We start from the raw sequence: 15623 nt of genomic DNA, 5'->3' as shown, positions 1-15623 counted from the left end.
CTCGGTTCGTCGCTCTCGTACGGACGACCGGATTCCCGGTCACCCACACGGGGACGAAACGCCTGGCGGCGCACCGCGGTACCACCCCGCTTGCCTGCCGCGTTGGTCAAACCGCGCCGCAGGCCGCTTCGTTGACGGCTGTCACGGGCCGCACCCGTCCGGTTCTACTGAGAGCGTGGAGCTCGGTTCTTCCGGAGGCTCCCCGGTGATGGCCGGATCGACGCCTTGCTGGTTACCAGGTTAACCGGCCCGCGCAACCGGGTTGTCACGAGGGGCACGTACCCAGGCCAGCGTCACGCCGATCGCGACCACCCACAGCGCGCCCGCGACCAGACCGGCCGCGTGGAGGCCGTCGCTGCCACCCGTCACGGCGCCGAGCACCGCGACGCCGAGCGCGCCGCCGGCCTGGCGGGCGGTGTTGTTGATGCCGCTGGCGACGCCGGCGCGGCCGGGCGGGACGCCGCCGACGGCGGCGGTCACCACCGCCGTCGTCAGCAGGCCCATCCCCACGCCGAGCCCCAGCAGCGTCGGCAGCAGCGCCGGGTAGCCGCTGCTTTCGCCGACCAGCACCAGGTTCAGCGTCCCGAGCGCGCCCAGTGCCAGTCCGGCGACCATGATCGGCCGTGGCCCGAACCGGCCGGTCAGCCGGCCCGCGACCGGCGCCAGCACCGAGAGCGGGAGGAACAGCGGCAGCACTTCGAGCCCGGCTCGCAGCGGTCCGGCGTGCCGCACGCCCTGCAGGTACAGCGTGAGCACGAGGATCGTGCCGATGCCGACGAAGTTCATCGCCGCCGCGACGAAGTTCGCTGCCGCCGTCCGCCGGGCGACGGCCGGCGGCAGCATCGGGTGCGCCGACCGGTGTTCGACGACCAGGAACGCCCCCAGCAGGACGACCGCGAGCACCCCGGCGGCGACGCTCCCGCCGATGACCGCGTAGACGCCGGCCCCGAGCGCGGGCGCGGCCGTCGCGATGCCGGCGACGTCGATCCGCCCGGGCCCGCGGTCGCCGCGCGGCAGGAGCCGCCGGGTCGCGACGGCGGCCGCCAGCACGATCGGGACGTTGAGCCAGAACACCGGCCGCCAGCCCGCCGCGGCGACGATCGCGCCGCCGAGGACCGGGCCCGCCGCCAGCGCCAGCGCCGACACCCCGGCCCAGACGCCGAGGGCTCGCGCGCGCTCGGCGCGTCCGGGGTGGGCGTTCGTGATCACGGCCAGCGTGCCCGGCAGCAGCAGCGCGGCACCCAGGCCCTGGCCGGCCCGCGCGGCGACGAGCCACGGTGCCGACCCGGCGAGCCCGCACGCGGCCGATGCCGCGCCGAACAGCGCGAACCCCGCGACGACCACCCGGCGGTGCCCGAAGACGTCACCGAGGGCGCCGCCGGTGAGCAGCAGGGCGGCCAGGACGACCGCGTAGCCGTCGACCACCCACTGCAGCGCGGCGAGGTCCGCGCCGAGGCCGGTGCCGATGCTGGGCAGCGCGACGTTGACGACCGTGACGTCCAGCTGCACCAGGAACATCCCGGCGCACATGGTGAGCAGGAGCATGTCCCCAGTGGACCGCGTGGACGCTTCCGTCGCGGTGGAAGTGTGCCGGGGGCATCCTGGGGGGCATGGAAGGCGACGCCGACATCGCCCGCACCGCGGCGCTGTTCGCGGACCCGGCGCGGGTCCGCGTGCTGCTGGCGCTGGCCGACGGCCGGGCGCTGGCGGCGTCCGTGCTGGCGGCCGAGGCCCGGCTGTCCGCGCAAGGCGTCAGCGCGCACCTGGCGAAGCTGCGGGACGCGGGGCTGGTCGTCGCGGAGAAGTCGGGGCGGCACCGGTTCTACCGGCTGGCCGGCCCGGACACCGCGGAGCTGATGGAGACGCTGGCGCGGTTCTCGCCGTCACAACCGGTGTCGTCGCTGCGCGAGGGGACGCGAGCGGAGGCGTTGCGGACGGCCCGGACGTGCTACGACCACTTGGCGGGCCGGCTCGGGGTGGCGGTGACGTCGGCGTTGCTCGATCGGGGCGCGCTGTCCGGCGCTTCGGACACGCGGCGACGGCCGGGTGACCGGATTTCGGCTCCGCTGCGCGAACACCCGTACACGCTGGGTCCGGCGGCGCGGGCGGTGTTCGGCGACCTGGGCGTCGACCTGGACGCGGTGGCGGCGGGACGGCGTCCGCTGCTGAAGTTCTGCCTGGACTGGAGCGAGCAGCGCCACCACCTGGCGGGCGCGCTGGGCGCGGCGGTCGCGACGCGGTTCGTGGACGCGGGCTGGGTGCGCCGGCGCGGCCAGGCACACCGAGCGTTGCGGCTGACGCCGGAAGGGGCGATGGCCCTGGCAACCCACCTCGGCCTGGGGGATCTCGCCGCTTAGCGGTGCGCGGCCACCAAGGTCGCGTCGGGGCTGCAGCGGTCGCACGGGGTGAAGCCGAGCTGGCGGGCTTCGCCGACGCCGATCGGGATCGTGTCGCGGCTGCCCAGCCAGATGCACGTTCTCAGGTGGTAGCGCGGGTGTTCGTCGACCACGACGACCTCGTCCTCGAGGTCGGCCAGGACGGCTAGGTCGGCCGCCGGTGTCTCTTCTTCGCCCGGCTCACCTTCGGTGCCGGGTTCCTCGCCGGCTTCGGCCGGCGTCTCCACGGCCTCGACCGGAGCCGGGTCGGGTTCGGGCGTGTCGGCCGGGTCGCCCAGATCGCCGGCCGCCGGGATGAGGACGGTCTGCTCTTCCTCGGCCGGCTTCTCGACGGCCTCGGCCGAGGCCGGTTCGGGTTCGTCGGCGGGCGCCGGTTCGGCCTCGGGCTCGGCCGCGGCCGGCGTCGACGCCGTGGACCGGCGACGGCGGCGCAGCCAGTCGGCGACGAGGATCAGCCCCGCCAGCACGGAGAGGCCGATGGAAACCCACGCCCACAGCGAAGACGCGGTGATGAGCGCGGTGACGAGCAACCCCAGAGCCGCCAGTACCAGTACCAGCACGATGTAAAGCACGCTGAATTACAGCACGAACAGGGCAAGATCGTCCGCCGACCCGCCCACGTGCGGTACCGGATCGACTCCGAACCGTGGCCTGCCCCGCCGACCGGGTCGGCGGGGCGGGCCCGGGACGAAAACTCAGCCGGCTTCGGCCCGCGGGCCGAACGAGTAGCCCTGGCCGCCGCTGGACGAACCGGACGACTGGCCGGAGCCCGAGGAGGCCGACGCCGGGGCCGCGGAGCCGCGGTCGTCGAGCTCGCGCAGCTGGGACTCGAGGAACCCGCGCAGTCGCGTGCGGTACTCCCGCTCGATCGTGCGCAGCTCTTCGATCTTCTTGCCCAGCCCGCCCTTCTCGGCGTTGAGGCTGTTCATCGTCTCGGTGTACTTCCGCTGCGACTCGCGCTCCAGCGTCGTCGCCTTGTCGCGCGCCTGGCGCTCCAGCGTCTCGGCCCGGGTCCGCGCGTCGTTCAGCATCGTGTCGACGCGCGTGCGCGCCTCGTTCACCATCGAGTCGGACTTCGCCCGGGCGTCCGAGAGCAGCTGCTCGGACTTGGTGCGGGCCTCGGCCAGCATCCCGTCGGACTCGGTCTTCGCCTCGGCGGTCAGCCGGTCGGCCATCTCCTGGGCCAGGCCCAGGACCTTGGCGGCCTGCACGTTCGGCTCGGCGCTGTCGCCGACCATCGAGTGCGCCTGGGTCTGCTCCATGGCGGACTGCGGCGGCGGCACCGGCGCGAGGCGCCGGGACGGCTCTTCGCGCATCGGGGGCGCGCCGACGTTCGCCTTGGCGTTCTCGAGCTCGGAACGAGTCGATTCGAGCTCGGCGTCGAGCTGCTCCATCTGCTGGCGCAGCTCGTTGTTGTCCTCGATCAAGCGGGCCAGCTCGGTCTCCACCAGGTCGAGGAACGCGTCCACCTCGTCCTCGTTGTAGCCCCTCTTGCCGATGGGCGGCTTGCTGAACGCAACGTTATGCACGTCAGCGGGGGTCAACGACATCAGATCACCTCACGCACTCCACGGCCTGCAGGTCCATCCAAGTTCTTCCCCGATCAACTTGGAGTCGCCAGTTGCATCGCGAAGAACACAACCAGCAGCAGCACCATAATCGACAAGTCCAGTCCCACGCCGCCGATTCGAACCATCGGAATGATTCGTCTGAACAGGCGAACCGGCGGGTCCGTCACTGTGTAGATGGTCTCGAGCGTCACCGCAACCCCTCCGGCCGGATGCCACTCACGCGCGAAGGTCCGGACGAGTTCGATCACGATCCGCGCCGTCAGCAGCAGCCAGAAGGCGAACAGCACGTACCAGACGACCAGCCACACAGCTTCCACGTACCTACTCTAACCGGGCGTCTCCGCAGAAGACGCAGTTGAGGGGGTCGACGCGGCATCGGGTCGACAAAATCACGTCTGCTTGCGCTCAGCGGTAAGCGCGACTTCAGCCCCGCAAGAATAATCCGCCTTCGGCAATCCGCCGACGGTCTTCCGCCGTGACGTCCACATCGGGCGGTGAGAGAAGGAACACCTTGTTGGTGACCTTGTCCATCGACCCCCGGAGCGCGAACGCCAGCCCGGCGGCGAAGTCGACGAGCCGCTTGGCGTCCGCGTTCTCCATCTCGGTGAGGTTGATGATCACCGGGATGCCCTCGCGGTAGTGCTCGCCGATCGCCCGCGCCTCGACGTAGCTCGTCGGGTGCAGCGTCGTGATCCGGCTGAGCGGATCGCGCAGCGGCGGCCGGACGGGCTCGGTGACCGGGCGCAGGCGCGCCACGGGCTCCGGCTGCCGGTCGACCGCGAGCGCGCCGTGGACGGCCGGCTCGGCGGTGGCCACGGAGCGTGACCGGCTGCGGCTGACGGGCTCGTCGTACGTGTCGTCGACGTCGCGGTACCGTGAGCGGGACGAGCGCGGCGCCGGCTCCTCGTAGGAGTCGTAGTCGTCGTCGTAGCCGCGCCGGTAGTCGTCCCCGTCGTCGTAGCCGTCGTCGTCCGCGGGCACCATCCCGAAGTAGGCCTTCAGCTTCTGCAGCGCGCTCATGCCTCTCCCTAGCCCTAGCCGCTCCCGCACTGACTCATGTTCCACGCCGTCAGTGCCCCGCACGGGCGACCACTAAACGTGACGACCGCGCGAGCTCCCTACGGCGAGGCTAAACCGCGTCCACCGAGCAACGCGGTTCCGACACGCACACAGGTCGAGCCGTGCGTGATCGCCTGCTCGAGATCATGGCTCATCCCGGCGGACACGTCTGCGGCATTCGGGTGATCTTTGCGGAGGCCCTCACCCGCGCGAGCGAGCCGTTCGAAGGCGGCCGCGGGGTCGGCGCCGAGCGGTGCGACGGCCATCAGGCCGCGAAGCCGCAGTTCACCCGTGTGAGTGACGCGCTCGGCCAGTGCGCCGAGCTCGTCCAGCGGGCAGCCACCGCGTTCCGGGTCGTCGTCGAGGCTCGCCTGGATCAGCACGTCGAGGGGTTCGTCACGTATCTGGGCGTCCCGAGCCGCACGGACGGCCTTCGCGAGCGCGTCGGCGAGCCGGGCCGAATCCAGGGACTGCACTTCGTGTGCCCACCCGACCACGGACCGTGCCTTGTTGCGCTGCAGGCGCCCGACCATGTGCCACCGCAGCCCGGGGACTTCGGCGGCTTTCGGGCCGGCCTCCTGGTCGCGGTTCTCCCCGACGTCCGTGACGCCCAGCTCGGCGAGGAGCGCGACGTCGGAAGCGGGGAAGGTCTTCGTGATCGCGATCAGCTTGACCTCGTCGCGAGCGCGTCCGGCGGCCCGGCACGCGGCGGCGATCCGCGCTTCGACCTCGGCCAGGTTCGCGGCCAGCTCGGCCTTGCGGCCGGTCATGCCTCGATCCACGTGATCCCCGCGATCCGCCCGGTGGTCCCGTCGCGGCGGTAGCTGAAGAGCGTCTTGTCCTCGTTCGTGCACCGCGGGTCGACGCCGATCTTGCCGACGCCGAGGTCGGCGAGCTGCCGCCAGAGCCCGGCGCGCAGGTCGAGGCCGGGCGTCCCCTGGCGGGTCTTGCAGGCGCTGCCGGGTACGTGCTTCTCGACGTCGGCGGCCATGTCGGCCGGGACCTCGTAGCAGTCACCGCAGATGGCGGGGCCGAGCAGGGCTTCGATGCGGCCCACCTCGGCACCGGCCTCTCGCATGGCCTTGACCGCCGCCGGGACGACGCCGACGCGCGCGCCGACGCGGCCGGCGTGCACCGCCGAGACCACCCCGGCCTCGGCGTCGGCCAGCAGGATCGGGACGCAGTCGGCGACCAGCACCACGAGCGCCACGCCCGGGGTCGCGGTCACCAGGGCGTCGGTCGCCTCGGCGGCTTTCGTTTCCGAGCCGTCCACTGTGGTCGCCGTGCGGCCGTGGACCTGCTCCATCCAGGCGAGCTTGTCCTCGGCCAGGCCCAGCTCGGCCGCGAGGCGCTTGCGGTTGGCGTAGACGTTCCCCTCGTCGTCGCCGACGTGGTCCCCCAGGTTGAAGGTGTCGTAGGGCGGCCGTGACGCGCCGCCCGCCCTGGTCGTGACCACTCGCCGAACCCGCACGAATCCTCCTGAACATCAGTGAAGGCCACCACCCACGACTCTAGTTCGCGGGCGGTGGCCTTCAGCGTGGTGTCTAGCGCCGCATGAACGGCGGGACGTCGACCTCGTCGTCGGACGGGTCGTCGTGCACCGGCATCGCGCGGCCCGGCAGGCTGCCCTGCGTGGCGTTGGAGCCGAGCGGCGAGTAGCCGCGCGAGCCGCCGCCCGGCTGCGGGAGGCCGCCCGACGGCGGGTTCCCGGTGGCCGAGGGCAGCGGCGAGTGCGACCGCGGCGGCGCGACCGGGTAGCCGGAGCTGCCCGCCGACGGCACCGGGGTGGCCCCCGACGGCGGGGTCGGCGGGTTCGAGACCTGCCCGGCCGAAGCCGACGCGGTGGTCCCCGAAGCCCGCGAGCCGAACGCCGGCGGGTCGAGCTTCTTGTGGGTCGGCGCGCCCGCGTCGAACCCGGCCGCGATCACCGTGACGCGGACCTCGTCGCCGAGGGAGTCGTCGATGATCGTGCCGAAGATGATGTTGGCGTCCGGGTGGGCGGACTCCTGCACCAGCGACGCGGCCTCGTTGATCTCGAACAGGCCCAGGTCGGAGCCGCCCGCGATGGACAGCAGCGCGCCGTGGGCGCCGTCCATCGACGCCTCCAGCAGCGGCGAGTTGATCGCCTTCTCCGCCGCCTGGATGGCCCGGCCCTCGCCGCGCGCCGAGCCGATGCCCATCAGCGCGGAGCCCGCGCCGGACATGACGCTCTTGACGTCGGCGAAGTCGAGGTTGATCAGGCCCGGCGTGGTGATCAGGTCGGTGATGCCCTGGACACCGGACAGCAGCACCTCGTCCGCGGAGCGGAACGCGTCCATCAGCGACACGCCGATGTCGCCGAGCTGCAGCAGCCGGTCGTTCGGGATCACGATGAGCGTGTCGCACTCGTTGCGCAGCTGCTGGATGCCGTCTTCGGCCTGCTTGCCGCGGCGCTTGCCCTCGAAGGTGAACGGGCGGGTCACGACGCCGATGGTCAGCGCGCCCAGCTTGCGGGCGATCTGCGCCACGACGGGCGCGCCACCGGTCCCCGTGCCGCCGCCTTCACCGGCGGTCACGAACACCATGTCGGCGCCCTTGATGACCTCTTCGATCTCTTCGCGGTGGTCTTCGGCGGCCTTCTGGCCGACCTCGGGGGCGGCACCCGCGCCGAGGCCGCGGGTCAGTTCACGGCCGATGTCGAGCTTGACGTCGGCGTCGGACATGAGCAGTGCCTGGGCGTCGGTGTTCACCGCGATGAACTCGACACCCTTGAGGCCGACCTCGATCATGCGGTTCACGGCGTTCACGCCGCCACCGCCGATGCCGACCACCTTGATCACCGCAAGGTAGTTGTGCGGGGGCGTCATCGAAGTCCGCCTTCCTGATCGTTGTGCCCGTACAGCCCGCCGGTGATCGACTCTCAACCTCAACCCCAGATCGAGAGTTATGTCAACCGCCGACGTTAGGCAGGACGGTAGGCACCAGGCAGGCTCTAATCCAGTAGGCACGCCGTGTGTCGCAAAGGTGTTTTGCCACAACACGTTCGAGCGCGCAAGAGCGAGGAGCCGCGAACACGGCCCCGGCCCGATCTGCTATGGCGGTCCGGTCAGGCCGGCGCGGGCATGCTCATGAGCACGTCGGTGGGCGCCCCGCTGGGCGATCCGCCGGCCGGTTCGACGCTCACCGCGAGCTTGTCCACCGGCCCCACGCCGTCGGCCACGACCAGGCCGCCGTCGTCGGACGCGGCGATCACCCCGGCCGAGCGCGGCGCGTTCCCGCCGGTGATCAGCCACGCCTCGTAGACCTTGCCGTCCGGCTGGGACGGCAGCCCGGTGTCCATCACCATGACGCGGTTCAGCGACTTCGACACGATGACCGTGACCCCGCCGCCGATGGGCGCCTCGCCGTGCGCGGTCTTCGCGTCCGGCGCGGCGAGCAGCGCCGCCACCGGCTCGTAGCGGTCGCGGGCCTGGTCGAGCCGGCTCTGCGCGGACTGCAGCTCCTGCTGCTGGGTCAGCGCGATGCCGCCGAAGATCCCGCCCGCGGCGAGCCCGACGACGGCGGCCGCGGCCGCCACGACGACCGCCCAGCGCGGCGCCCGCGCCGAGCGGCGGGACCGCTCGTGCGCGCCGGGCCGCGTCCGCGGGGGCAGCTGGCGGGTGGCGTGCATGGCCGCCAGGACGCGCTCCTTGAACTCCGGCGGCGGGTCCTCGGCCATCGCCGCGCCGAGCCGGGCCGCGGTCGCGCGCAGCTCGGCGACCTCCTGCGCGCAGGAGTCGCACTGCTCGAGGTGGCGGGCGAACTCCGCGCGCTCGACGTCGTTGACCGCGTCGAGGGCGAAGGCGCCGGCCAGGGTGTGCATTTCGGGCGTGCTCAAGCGGTCACCCCCAGGCAGTCCCGCAGGCGGATCAGCCCGTCCCGCAGCCGCGTCTTGATGGTTCCCTGCGGCGTCGACAGCACTTCGGCCACCTCGCGATACGTATAGCCCTGGTAATAGGCGAGCAGCACGGACTCGCGCTGCAGATCGGTCAGGAAGGACAGGCACCGGCGCACCTGGGAGCGTTCGAGCCGCGCGGTGACGGACTCGGCGACCTCGTCGAACGGGCGGCCGCGGGCGGCTTCGAAGGTCGCCTTCTGCTCGCGCTCGGTGCTGGCGCGCGCCGAGCGGACGCGGTCGACCGCGCGGCGGTGCGCCAGGGTCATCGCCCAGTTCAGCGCCGAGCCCTTGTCCGGGGCGTACCGCGTCGCGGTGCGCCACAGCTCGACGAGCACCTCTTGCGCGACCTCTTCGGACTGCGCCGCGTCGCGCACGATCCGCCGGACGAGCCCGAAGATCGGCCCGGCGAGCTGGTCGTAGAGCAGTTCGAAGGCGCGTTCGTCGCCCTTCGCGACGCGCACCATGAGCTCTTCGGCCGTCGGACCGGCGGGGACTTCGGCGGGCACCGGCGCGACCGGGCGCGGGCGAGCGTGCTCATCCATGCAGCTGTCCTCCGGCGGTCTGCGGGGTGCGCGGCACGACCGCGGCCTTGCGCAGCCACAACGCGACGCCGTGGCGGCGGATCAGCGCGGACACCCGCTGCGGGAGCAGCGGCCGGGCCAGGACGAGCCGGGCCAGCCACCGCGGGTTCACCGGGCGGCGAACTCCCCGCAGCGTAGCGACCAACGGCGTCGAGGTCCCGCGGCGCAACGCGACGGTGAGGTCGAGCAACGCGTCCGGGTGGGGCAGGCGCATCCGGTACTCGCCGTCCATCTCCTGGAAGGGTGAGACGTAGAACTCCTTGGCCGCGCGGGCGAGCCCGGCTTCGTCGGGGCGCAGCAGGTAGGCGTGCCGGCCCCCGTACGTGTTGTGCACCTCGGCGACGACGCACTCGAGGCGGCCTTGCGCGTCGTGGCACCAGTAGACGCTGATCGGGTTGAACGCGTACCCGAGCACGCGCGCGGCGGCGAGCATGACGACCTTCCCGCCGCGCAGGACGCCGCGTTCGGCCAGCCACGCGTCCAGCTTTTCCCGGATCCCGCGCGGGTCGCCGGCCACGAAGTGGTCCCGGCGGTCGAACCGGGCGAACGGCCGCGACCACCACGGCAGCCGCGGCGGCGCGTCGAGGTCGACCAGCCACAGGTACACGCGGTGCGCGAACGCGTGCGGCGGGTCGATCCGCCGCACGTGCGCGACCGTGGCGTCGTAGAGCGCGTTCGTCACCACACGACTCCCAGGCTTTCGGCGGCGCGGGCTCCTGAGGAACAGCCGTCTTCGTGGAAGCCCCAGCCGTGGTAGGCACCGGCGTAGGCGAGCACGCCGTCGTTGAGCTCGGGCAGCCGGCGTTGCGCCGCAACGGATTCCGGCGTGTAGACGGGGTGTTCGTACGCCATCCGCGCGACGAGGTGCTCCTTTTCGGGACCGTCGCCGGGGTTGAGCGTGACGACGTACCCGGTCGGCTCGTCGAGGCGCATCAGCCGGTTCATGTCGTAGCTGACCTGGACCGCCCCGGTCGGCGCGCCGCAGACGGGCGCGCGGTAGTTCCACCCCGCGCGCGCGTCGGCCAGCGAGGGCAGGACGCTCGTGTCGGTGTGCAGCCAGGCTTCGTTGGCCGAGTAGCGGAACGCGCCGAGCACCTCGCGCTCGGCGTCGGTCGGGTTGGCCAGCAGCGACAGGGCCTGGTCGGCGTGCGTGGCGACGACGACCTTGGCGACCCGGTGCGGGGTGTCGGCGTCGTCGCGGACCTCGACGCCGCCCGCGGTCCGCAGCACCGAGCGCACCGGCGTCGACAGGTGGACGGCGGTGAGCTGCTTCGCCGCGCGTTCGACGTATTCGCGGGAACCGCCGGCGACCGTCCGCCAGGCCGGCGAGTTCTTCACGCTCAGCATGCCGTGGTTGCGGAGGAACTCGAACAGGTACCGCGCCGGGTAGCGGAGGGTGTCGCTGCGGTCGGCCGACCAGACCGTCGACACGAGCGGCAGCATGAAGTGGTCGACGAAGTAGCGCGTGTAGCCGCCGATGGCGAGGAACGCGCCGAGCGTGACGTCGCCGGCGTCCTTCTCCGCCAGCAGCCGCTTCGCGTGCCGGTGGAACCGCTTCACCTCCCCCAGCATCCGCAGGTAGCGGGGCCGGGCGAGGTTGCCGCGCTGGGCGAACAGGCCCGCCAGCCCCTTCGCGCCGGCGTACTGCAGGCCGCAGCCGTCGCACCGGATGCTCATCGACATCTCGGTGTCGCGCGTGCGCACCCCGAGCTCGCCGAACAGCCGCAGCAGCGTCGGGTAGGTGCGCTCGTTGTGGACGATGAAGCCGGAGTCCACGCCGATCGTGCCGCCGTGCGAGCTCGGCACGTCGTGCGTGTGCGCGTGCCCGCCGAGGCGGTCGTCCGCCTCGAAGAGCAGCACCTCGTACTTGCGCTGCAGCAGGTATGCCGCCGTCAGCCCGGCCACCCCGCTGCCGATGACGGCGATGCGTTCTCCCGTGATCTCCACACCGGTCCTTCGGGACCGCCCCGGGTTCGGATTGGCTCGGGGTCGGACCAATCCACGCCGCCGCGGAGAGCGAATCCCGGACATGCCGAACAGCACCGCGCACCGCCTCGCCTCGTTCGCCGAAAAGCTCCTCGGCGGGCAGCTCCCCGTCGGCCTGCGGACCTGGGACGGAACCCGCGCCGGCCCAGTGGACGCGCCCACGGTGGTGCTGCGCAACCGCCGTGCCCTGCGCCGCCTGCTCTACGCGCCCGGCGAGCTGGGGCTCGCCCGCGCCTACGTCACCGGCGACCTCGATGTCGAGGGGGACCTGACGGACGGCTTCCGCCGGATCTGGTCCCTCACCCGCACGGGGGAGCTGAAGCGGGCGAAGCTCGGCCCGCGCGAATGGGCCGAAGCCGTCCGCCTCGCCACCCGCCTGGGGGTCGTCGGGCCGCCGCCGAAGCCGCCCGCCGAGGAGGCCCGGCTGACGGGCAAGCTGCACAGCCTGCTGCGCGACAAGTCCGCGATCGCGCACCACTACGACCTCGGCAACGCCTTCTACCAGCTGCTGCTGGACGACTCGATGGCCTACTCGAGCGGGTACTTCACGACCGAGTCGCAGAGCCTCGAACAGGCGCAGCACGACAAGCTGGAAATGATCTGCCGCAAGCTGGGGCTGCGGCCGGGGATGCGGCTGCTCGACGTCGGGTGCGGCTGGGGTTCGCTGCTGGTCCACGCGGCCAAGCACCACGGCGTGCACGCCGTCGGCATCACGCTCTCGGCCGAGCAGCTGCAGCACATCCGCGGCCGGCTCGCCCAGCACGACCTCGAGGACCGCGTCGAGGTGCGCCGCCAGGACTACCGCGAGCTGCCGGACGCGCCGTTCGACGCGGTCGCGTCCATCGAAATGGGCGAGCACGTCGGCGAGGTCAACTACCCGACGTACGCGGCGACACTGCATCGCATGGTCAAGCCCGGCGGCCGGGTGCTCATCCAGCAGATGTCCCGCGGGAACGTCGCCCCCGGCGGTGGCGCGTTCATCGAGCGGTACATCGCGCCGGACATGACGATGCGCCCGGTGGGCCGGACCGTCGACCACCTGGAGACCGCGGGCCTCGAGGTGCGGGACGTGCACGCGATGCGCGAGCACTACGTCTGGACGGTCCGGGCCTGGGCCGACACCCTGGAGGAGAACTGGGCCGACGTCGTCGCGCTGATCGGCGAGACGGGCGCGCGGGTCTGGCGGCTGTACCTGGCGGGCGGGGCGCTGGCGTTCGAGGAGAACCGGATGGGCGTGGACCAGATCCTTTCCGTGCGGCCCGACGAGCACGGTCGCGCCGGGATGCCGGCGACGCGGGAGTGGTGCTGATGCCGCAGCTGCTCGTCACGGCCGCCGTCACCCTCGTGGCGGTGGTCGTGACCTTCGGGGTCGCGCGGTCGCGCGGGCGGTACGACACGATCGACACGTTCTGGGGGCTCGGCTTCGCGATCGTCGCGGTGGTGGCGTTCCCGTTCGGCGACGGCCCGCTTTCGCTGCGGCTCGTGGTGGTGCTCCTGACGGTCGTCTGGGGCGTGCGGCTGTCGGTGCACCTGCACGTGCGCAACCACAAGCTGCCCGAGGACCCGCGGTACGCGCGGATGGGCCACGGGCCGCTCAAGATGTTCGTGCGGATCTACCTTTTCCAGGCCGTGGTGCTGTACTTCGTCTCCCTTCCGGTGCAGTTCGCGGTGGACGGCACGGGGATCGGCGTCCTGGGCTGGCTGGGTGCGGTGGTGTGGGCGGTCGGCTTCGCGTTCGAGTCGATCGGCGACGAGCAGCTGCGGCGGTTCAAGGCGGATCCCGCTTCGAAGGGCAAGGTGCTCGACACGGGGTTGTGGCGCTACACGCGGCACCCGAACTACTTCGGCGACGCGTGCGTGTGGTGGGGCCTCTACCTGCTGGCGTGCTCGACGTGGCCGGGCGCGTTGACGATCCTCTCTCCCGTGGCGATGACGTTCACCCTGGCCCGCGGGACCGGGAAACCCATGCTGGAGAAGGGAATGGCACGCACGCGCCCGGCGTACGCGCACTACGTCGAGCGCACCAGCGGGTTCTTCCCGTTGCCCCCGAAGAAGGTCACTCCCCGGTCAGGCCGTCGGTGAGCTCGCGCAGCACGTCGAGGTGGCCGACGTGCCGCGCGGTCTCCTCGATCATGTGCGTGAGGACCCAGCGGACGTTGAAGGTTTCGTCCTTGTGGGTCACTTCGTCGTCGAAGCTGTGCTTCGCGACGATCTCGCGGCTGCGGGCACACTGCTTCTCGTAGCCGGCGAGGAGGGTTTCGAGCTGGGTGTCCGGCGAGACCCGGAACTCCGCGTCCGGGTCCTGCTCGAGCTTCTCCTCCCAGGTGTCCTCCTCACCGTCGACGACGACGCCGAACCAGAACCACTCGTTGAGCGTGAGGTGCGCGACCAGACCGGCGACGGTCGTCAGTTCGCTCGGCAGGTGCGCGGCGCGGGCTTGGTCTTCGGTGAGGCCGCCGGCTTTCCACGCGACGGTGGCGCGGTGGTAGTCGAGCAGGGCGGTCAGGATTTCACGCTCGCCGCCGGTGAGCGGGACCTGCGGGCGGTCGGGTCTGGTCATGGCGGGGACTCTGCCAGAGGGGTCCGACAGTTCCGGACACCTTGCACACGATGTAATCGTGGGCTAGGTTCACGGACGTGCCGGATGAGTTCCTTTTGGACGAGCAAGCCTGCTTCGCGCTGTACGCGGCGTCGCGCGCGGTGACGGACACGTACCGTCCCCTGCTCGGCGAACTGGGGCTCACCTACCCGCAGTACCTGGTGCTGCTGGTGCTGTGGGAGTCCGACGCCCGGCCGGTCAAGGAGATCGGCGAGGCGCTGCACCTGGACTACGGCACGCTTTCCCCGCTGCTCAAGCGGCTCGAGGCCAACGGGCTCGTGACCCGGGCGCGACTGCCCGAGGACGAACGCACGGTGGTGGTCAGCCTGACCGAGGAGGGCCGGTCCCTGCGCACCCGCGCGGCGGGCGTCCCGTCGGCCATCGGCTGCGCACTGGGCCTCGACGACGCCTCGCGGCGAGAACTGATAGCAACCCTGCGGCGGCTGACGGCGTCGGCCACCGCCTACACACATGGAGGCCCTGATGCCCAGCCGTGACGCGACCACCCACTGGGTCGGCGGACTGCAGAACGGGAAGGGCGAGGTCACGCTGGACTCGTCCAACGCCGGCACGTTCAGCGTGTCGTTCCCGACCCGGGCGGGCAACCCGGACGGCCAGACGAGCCCCGAGGAACTCATCGCGGCGGCGCACTCGTCGTGCTTGGCGATGAACCTGTCGGGAGTACTGGAAGCGGCGAAGCTGACGGCGGATTCGATCGACGTGAGCGCGGAAGTGACGCTGGGCCCGGCGGCCGGGGGTGGCTTCGAGATCAGCGGCATCGCGATCACGCTGCGGGCGTCCATCGAGGGCGTGACGGCGGAGCAGTTCGCGGAGTACGCCGAGACGGCGGAGAAGACGTGCCCGGTGTCGAAGGCCCTAGCCGGCACGACGATCACCATGGACGCGGCGCTCAACTGAGTTTTGTGAACGGCCCCCTCGTTTTTTCGCGAGGGGGCCGTTTCGCGTCAGTGCACCTTGGCTCGATATGTCGACTTCTTCGCCTGGTTGCCGCAGATCTCCATCGAGCACCACCGCCGCGTCCCCGGTCTCGACGTGTCCAAGAACAGCGCCCCGCACTGCGGCCCCGCGCACCTGCGGACTCGCGCGAACTCCGGTGACGTCACCAACTCCAACGCGTCTCGCGCCAAAAGCGCCAGCATCGCCTCCGCGGGATCCCTCGCCTGCCAACGCAGCCCGCCCGCGGTCGTCAGCGAAGGCGCGGGCACCGGCAGCGCCGCGAAGCGGTTCACCCGACGGCGTACCGCCTCCCGCACCTCGCCGGTCAGCAGCTCGTAAATCGCCTCCCGCAGCGCCTGTGCGTCGCCGACCGCAGCCGGGTGGACCGGGGTCGCGAACGGGCCCAGCTGGTCGATCCACGCTCCCCACGCCTCCGCGTCCGGCAGTTCCTCCACCTCCGACGAGGACCCGCGGTAACGCAACGTGCGGACGAAGTCGAGGCACAGCCTGCCCGCGCCACTGCGGAATCGGTCCGTCATACGGGTCACAGTACGCCGG

General features: G+C 71.9%; 19 protein-coding genes. 5 read left to right on the top strand and 14 right to left on the bottom strand.

What is annotated here, in order from left to right:
* Window positions 1–240: 240 nt before the first annotated feature.
* Window positions 241–1545: an MFS transporter gene (locus ABFJ78_RS18100; RefSeq protein ID WP_436387498.1), complete on the bottom strand. Its 1305-nt coding sequence runs from the start codon at window positions 1543–1545 to the stop codon at window positions 241–243.
* Window positions 1546–1610: 65 nt separating this feature from the next.
* On the opposite strand from ABFJ78_RS18100, the gene ABFJ78_RS18095 reads away from it, so the two are divergent.
* Window positions 1611–2357, top strand: a complete 747-nt coding sequence (locus tag ABFJ78_RS18095; RefSeq protein WP_436387497.1) for an ArsR/SmtB family transcription factor — start codon at window positions 1611–1613, stop codon at window positions 2355–2357.
* Here the strand turns inward: ABFJ78_RS18095 and ABFJ78_RS18090 are convergent.
* The 11 genes from ABFJ78_RS18090 to ABFJ78_RS18040 form a co-directional block, all read right to left on the bottom strand.
* On the bottom strand, window positions 2354–2968 hold the full coding sequence (locus tag ABFJ78_RS18090; protein ID WP_436387496.1) for a hypothetical protein: 615 nt from the start codon (window positions 2966–2968) through the stop codon (window positions 2354–2356). The genes ABFJ78_RS18095 and ABFJ78_RS18090 overlap by 4 nt on opposite strands.
* 123 nt (window positions 2969–3091) lie before the next feature.
* Window positions 3092–3946, bottom strand: coding sequence for a DivIVA-like cell division protein Wag31 (gene wag31 / locus ABFJ78_RS18085; RefSeq protein WP_372666975.1), 855 nt, complete (start codon window positions 3944–3946; stop codon window positions 3092–3094).
* 53 nt (window positions 3947–3999) lie between these two features.
* A complete protein-coding gene (locus ABFJ78_RS18080) occupies window positions 4000–4275 on the bottom strand; it encodes a YggT family protein (RefSeq protein ID WP_072477845.1) in 276 nt (91 codons plus the stop codon).
* Window positions 4276–4390: 115 nt separating this feature from the next.
* Entirely contained in the window at window positions 4391–4987 is a 597-nt protein-coding gene (locus ABFJ78_RS18075; protein ID WP_436387495.1) for a cell division protein SepF, read from the bottom strand.
* A 98-nt stretch (window positions 4988–5085) separates the two neighbouring features.
* Complete coding sequence (locus ABFJ78_RS18070) at window positions 5086–5796, bottom strand: YggS family pyridoxal phosphate-dependent enzyme (RefSeq protein WP_436387494.1); 711 nt, start codon at window positions 5794–5796, stop codon at window positions 5086–5088.
* Window positions 5793–6497, bottom strand: a complete 705-nt coding sequence (pgeF, locus tag ABFJ78_RS18065; RefSeq protein WP_436387493.1) for a peptidoglycan editing factor PgeF — start codon at window positions 6495–6497, stop codon at window positions 5793–5795. The genes ABFJ78_RS18070 and pgeF overlap by 4 nt, the downstream gene beginning before the upstream one ends.
* Before the next feature lie 73 nt (window positions 6498–6570).
* Complete coding sequence (gene ftsZ, locus ABFJ78_RS18060; RefSeq protein ID WP_436387492.1) at window positions 6571–7872, bottom strand: cell division protein FtsZ; 1302 nt, start codon at window positions 7870–7872, stop codon at window positions 6571–6573.
* A gap of 239 nt (window positions 7873–8111) precedes the next feature.
* Window positions 8112–8882, bottom strand: coding sequence for an anti-sigma factor (locus ABFJ78_RS18055; RefSeq protein ID WP_436387491.1), 771 nt, complete (start codon window positions 8880–8882; stop codon window positions 8112–8114).
* Window positions 8879–9484, bottom strand: a complete 606-nt coding sequence (gene sigK / locus ABFJ78_RS18050; RefSeq protein ID WP_436387490.1) for an ECF RNA polymerase sigma factor SigK — start codon at window positions 9482–9484, stop codon at window positions 8879–8881. The genes ABFJ78_RS18055 and sigK overlap by 4 nt, the downstream gene beginning before the upstream one ends.
* Window positions 9477–10208 (bottom strand): DUF1365 domain-containing protein, encoded by a 732-nt coding sequence (locus ABFJ78_RS18045; RefSeq protein WP_436387489.1) that lies wholly within the window; start codon window positions 10206–10208, stop codon window positions 9477–9479. The genes sigK and ABFJ78_RS18045 overlap by 8 nt, the downstream gene beginning before the upstream one ends.
* Window positions 10202–11470: an NAD(P)/FAD-dependent oxidoreductase gene (locus ABFJ78_RS18040; protein WP_436387488.1), complete on the bottom strand. Its 1269-nt coding sequence runs from the start codon at window positions 11468–11470 to the stop codon at window positions 10202–10204. The genes ABFJ78_RS18045 and ABFJ78_RS18040 overlap by 7 nt, the downstream gene beginning before the upstream one ends.
* An 82-nt stretch (window positions 11471–11552) precedes the next feature.
* Between ABFJ78_RS18040 and ABFJ78_RS18035 the strand changes: the two genes are divergently transcribed.
* Together ABFJ78_RS18035 and ABFJ78_RS18030 are read left to right on the top strand one after the other, a co-directional pair.
* Window positions 11553–12818, top strand: coding sequence for a class I SAM-dependent methyltransferase (locus ABFJ78_RS18035; protein ID WP_436387487.1), 1266 nt, complete (start codon window positions 11553–11555; stop codon window positions 12816–12818).
* Window positions 12818–13591: a DUF1295 domain-containing protein gene (locus ABFJ78_RS18030; RefSeq protein ID WP_436387486.1), complete on the top strand. Its 774-nt coding sequence runs from the start codon at window positions 12818–12820 to the stop codon at window positions 13589–13591. Before ABFJ78_RS18035 ends, ABFJ78_RS18030 begins: the two co-directional genes overlap by 1 nt.
* Here the strand turns inward: ABFJ78_RS18030 and ABFJ78_RS18025 are convergent.
* Window positions 13566–14069, bottom strand: a complete 504-nt coding sequence (locus ABFJ78_RS18025; protein WP_436387485.1) for a DinB family protein — start codon at window positions 14067–14069, stop codon at window positions 13566–13568. The two genes, ABFJ78_RS18030 and ABFJ78_RS18025, sit on opposite strands and share 26 nt — an antisense overlap.
* 77 nt (window positions 14070–14146) lie before the next feature.
* Here ABFJ78_RS18025 and ABFJ78_RS18020 point away from each other — a divergent pair, with 77 nt between their 5' ends.
* Together ABFJ78_RS18020 and ABFJ78_RS18015 are read left to right on the top strand one after the other, a co-directional pair.
* Window positions 14147–14605, top strand: coding sequence for a MarR family winged helix-turn-helix transcriptional regulator (locus tag ABFJ78_RS18020; protein WP_400905269.1), 459 nt, complete (start codon window positions 14147–14149; stop codon window positions 14603–14605).
* A complete protein-coding gene (locus ABFJ78_RS18015) occupies window positions 14592–15026 on the top strand; it encodes an OsmC family peroxiredoxin (RefSeq protein WP_436387484.1) in 435 nt (144 codons plus the stop codon). The genes ABFJ78_RS18020 and ABFJ78_RS18015 overlap by 14 nt, the downstream gene beginning before the upstream one ends.
* A gap of 47 nt (window positions 15027–15073) precedes the next feature.
* Here the strand turns inward: ABFJ78_RS18015 and ABFJ78_RS18010 are convergent, their stop codons facing one another.
* Complete coding sequence (locus ABFJ78_RS18010; RefSeq protein WP_436387483.1) at window positions 15074–15604, bottom strand: CGNR zinc finger domain-containing protein; 531 nt, start codon at window positions 15602–15604, stop codon at window positions 15074–15076.
* Window positions 15605–15623: the final 19 nt, after the last annotated feature.

Source organism: Amycolatopsis sp. MEPSY49, from assembly GCF_051337345.1.
Lineage (GTDB): Bacteria > Actinomycetota > Actinomycetes > Mycobacteriales > Pseudonocardiaceae > Amycolatopsis.
Note: the sequence above shows the minus strand (reverse complement) of the source record. Positions and strands in the feature narration are given on the sequence as shown.

Excerpts from the sequence above, each read along its gene's own strand:
- ABFJ78_RS18100 (WP_436387498.1), bottom strand. The coding sequence starts at position 1,545 with ATGCTCCTGCTCACCATGTGCGCCGGGATGTTCCTGGTGCAGCTGGAC.
- ABFJ78_RS18035 (WP_436387487.1), top strand. The coding sequence starts at position 11,553 with ATGCCGAACAGCACCGCGCACCGCCTCGCCTCGTTCGCCGAAAAGCTC.
- ABFJ78_RS18015 (WP_436387484.1), top strand. The coding sequence starts at position 14,592 with ATGCCCAGCCGTGACGCGACCACCCACTGGGTCGGCGGACTGCAGAAC.
- ABFJ78_RS18095 (WP_436387497.1), top strand. The coding sequence starts at position 1,611 with ATGGAAGGCGACGCCGACATCGCCCGCACCGCGGCGCTGTTCGCGGAC.
- ABFJ78_RS18030 (WP_436387486.1), top strand. The coding sequence starts at position 12,818 with ATGCCGCAGCTGCTCGTCACGGCCGCCGTCACCCTCGTGGCGGTGGTC.
- sigK (WP_436387490.1), bottom strand. The coding sequence starts at position 9,484 with ATGGATGAGCACGCTCGCCCGCGCCCGGTCGCGCCGGTGCCCGCCGAA.
- ABFJ78_RS18075 (WP_436387495.1), bottom strand. The coding sequence starts at position 4,987 with ATGAGCGCGCTGCAGAAGCTGAAGGCCTACTTCGGGATGGTGCCCGCG.
- ABFJ78_RS18070 (WP_436387494.1), bottom strand. The coding sequence starts at position 5,796 with ATGACCGGCCGCAAGGCCGAGCTGGCCGCGAACCTGGCCGAGGTCGAA.
- ABFJ78_RS18025 (WP_436387485.1), bottom strand. The coding sequence starts at position 14,069 with ATGACCAGACCCGACCGCCCGCAGGTCCCGCTCACCGGCGGCGAGCGT.
- ABFJ78_RS18010 (WP_436387483.1), bottom strand. The coding sequence starts at position 15,604 with ATGACGGACCGATTCCGCAGTGGCGCGGGCAGGCTGTGCCTCGACTTC.
- wag31 (WP_372666975.1), bottom strand. The coding sequence starts at position 3,946 with ATGTCGTTGACCCCCGCTGACGTGCATAACGTTGCGTTCAGCAAGCCG.
- ftsZ (WP_436387492.1), bottom strand. The coding sequence starts at position 7,872 with ATGACGCCCCCGCACAACTACCTTGCGGTGATCAAGGTGGTCGGCATC.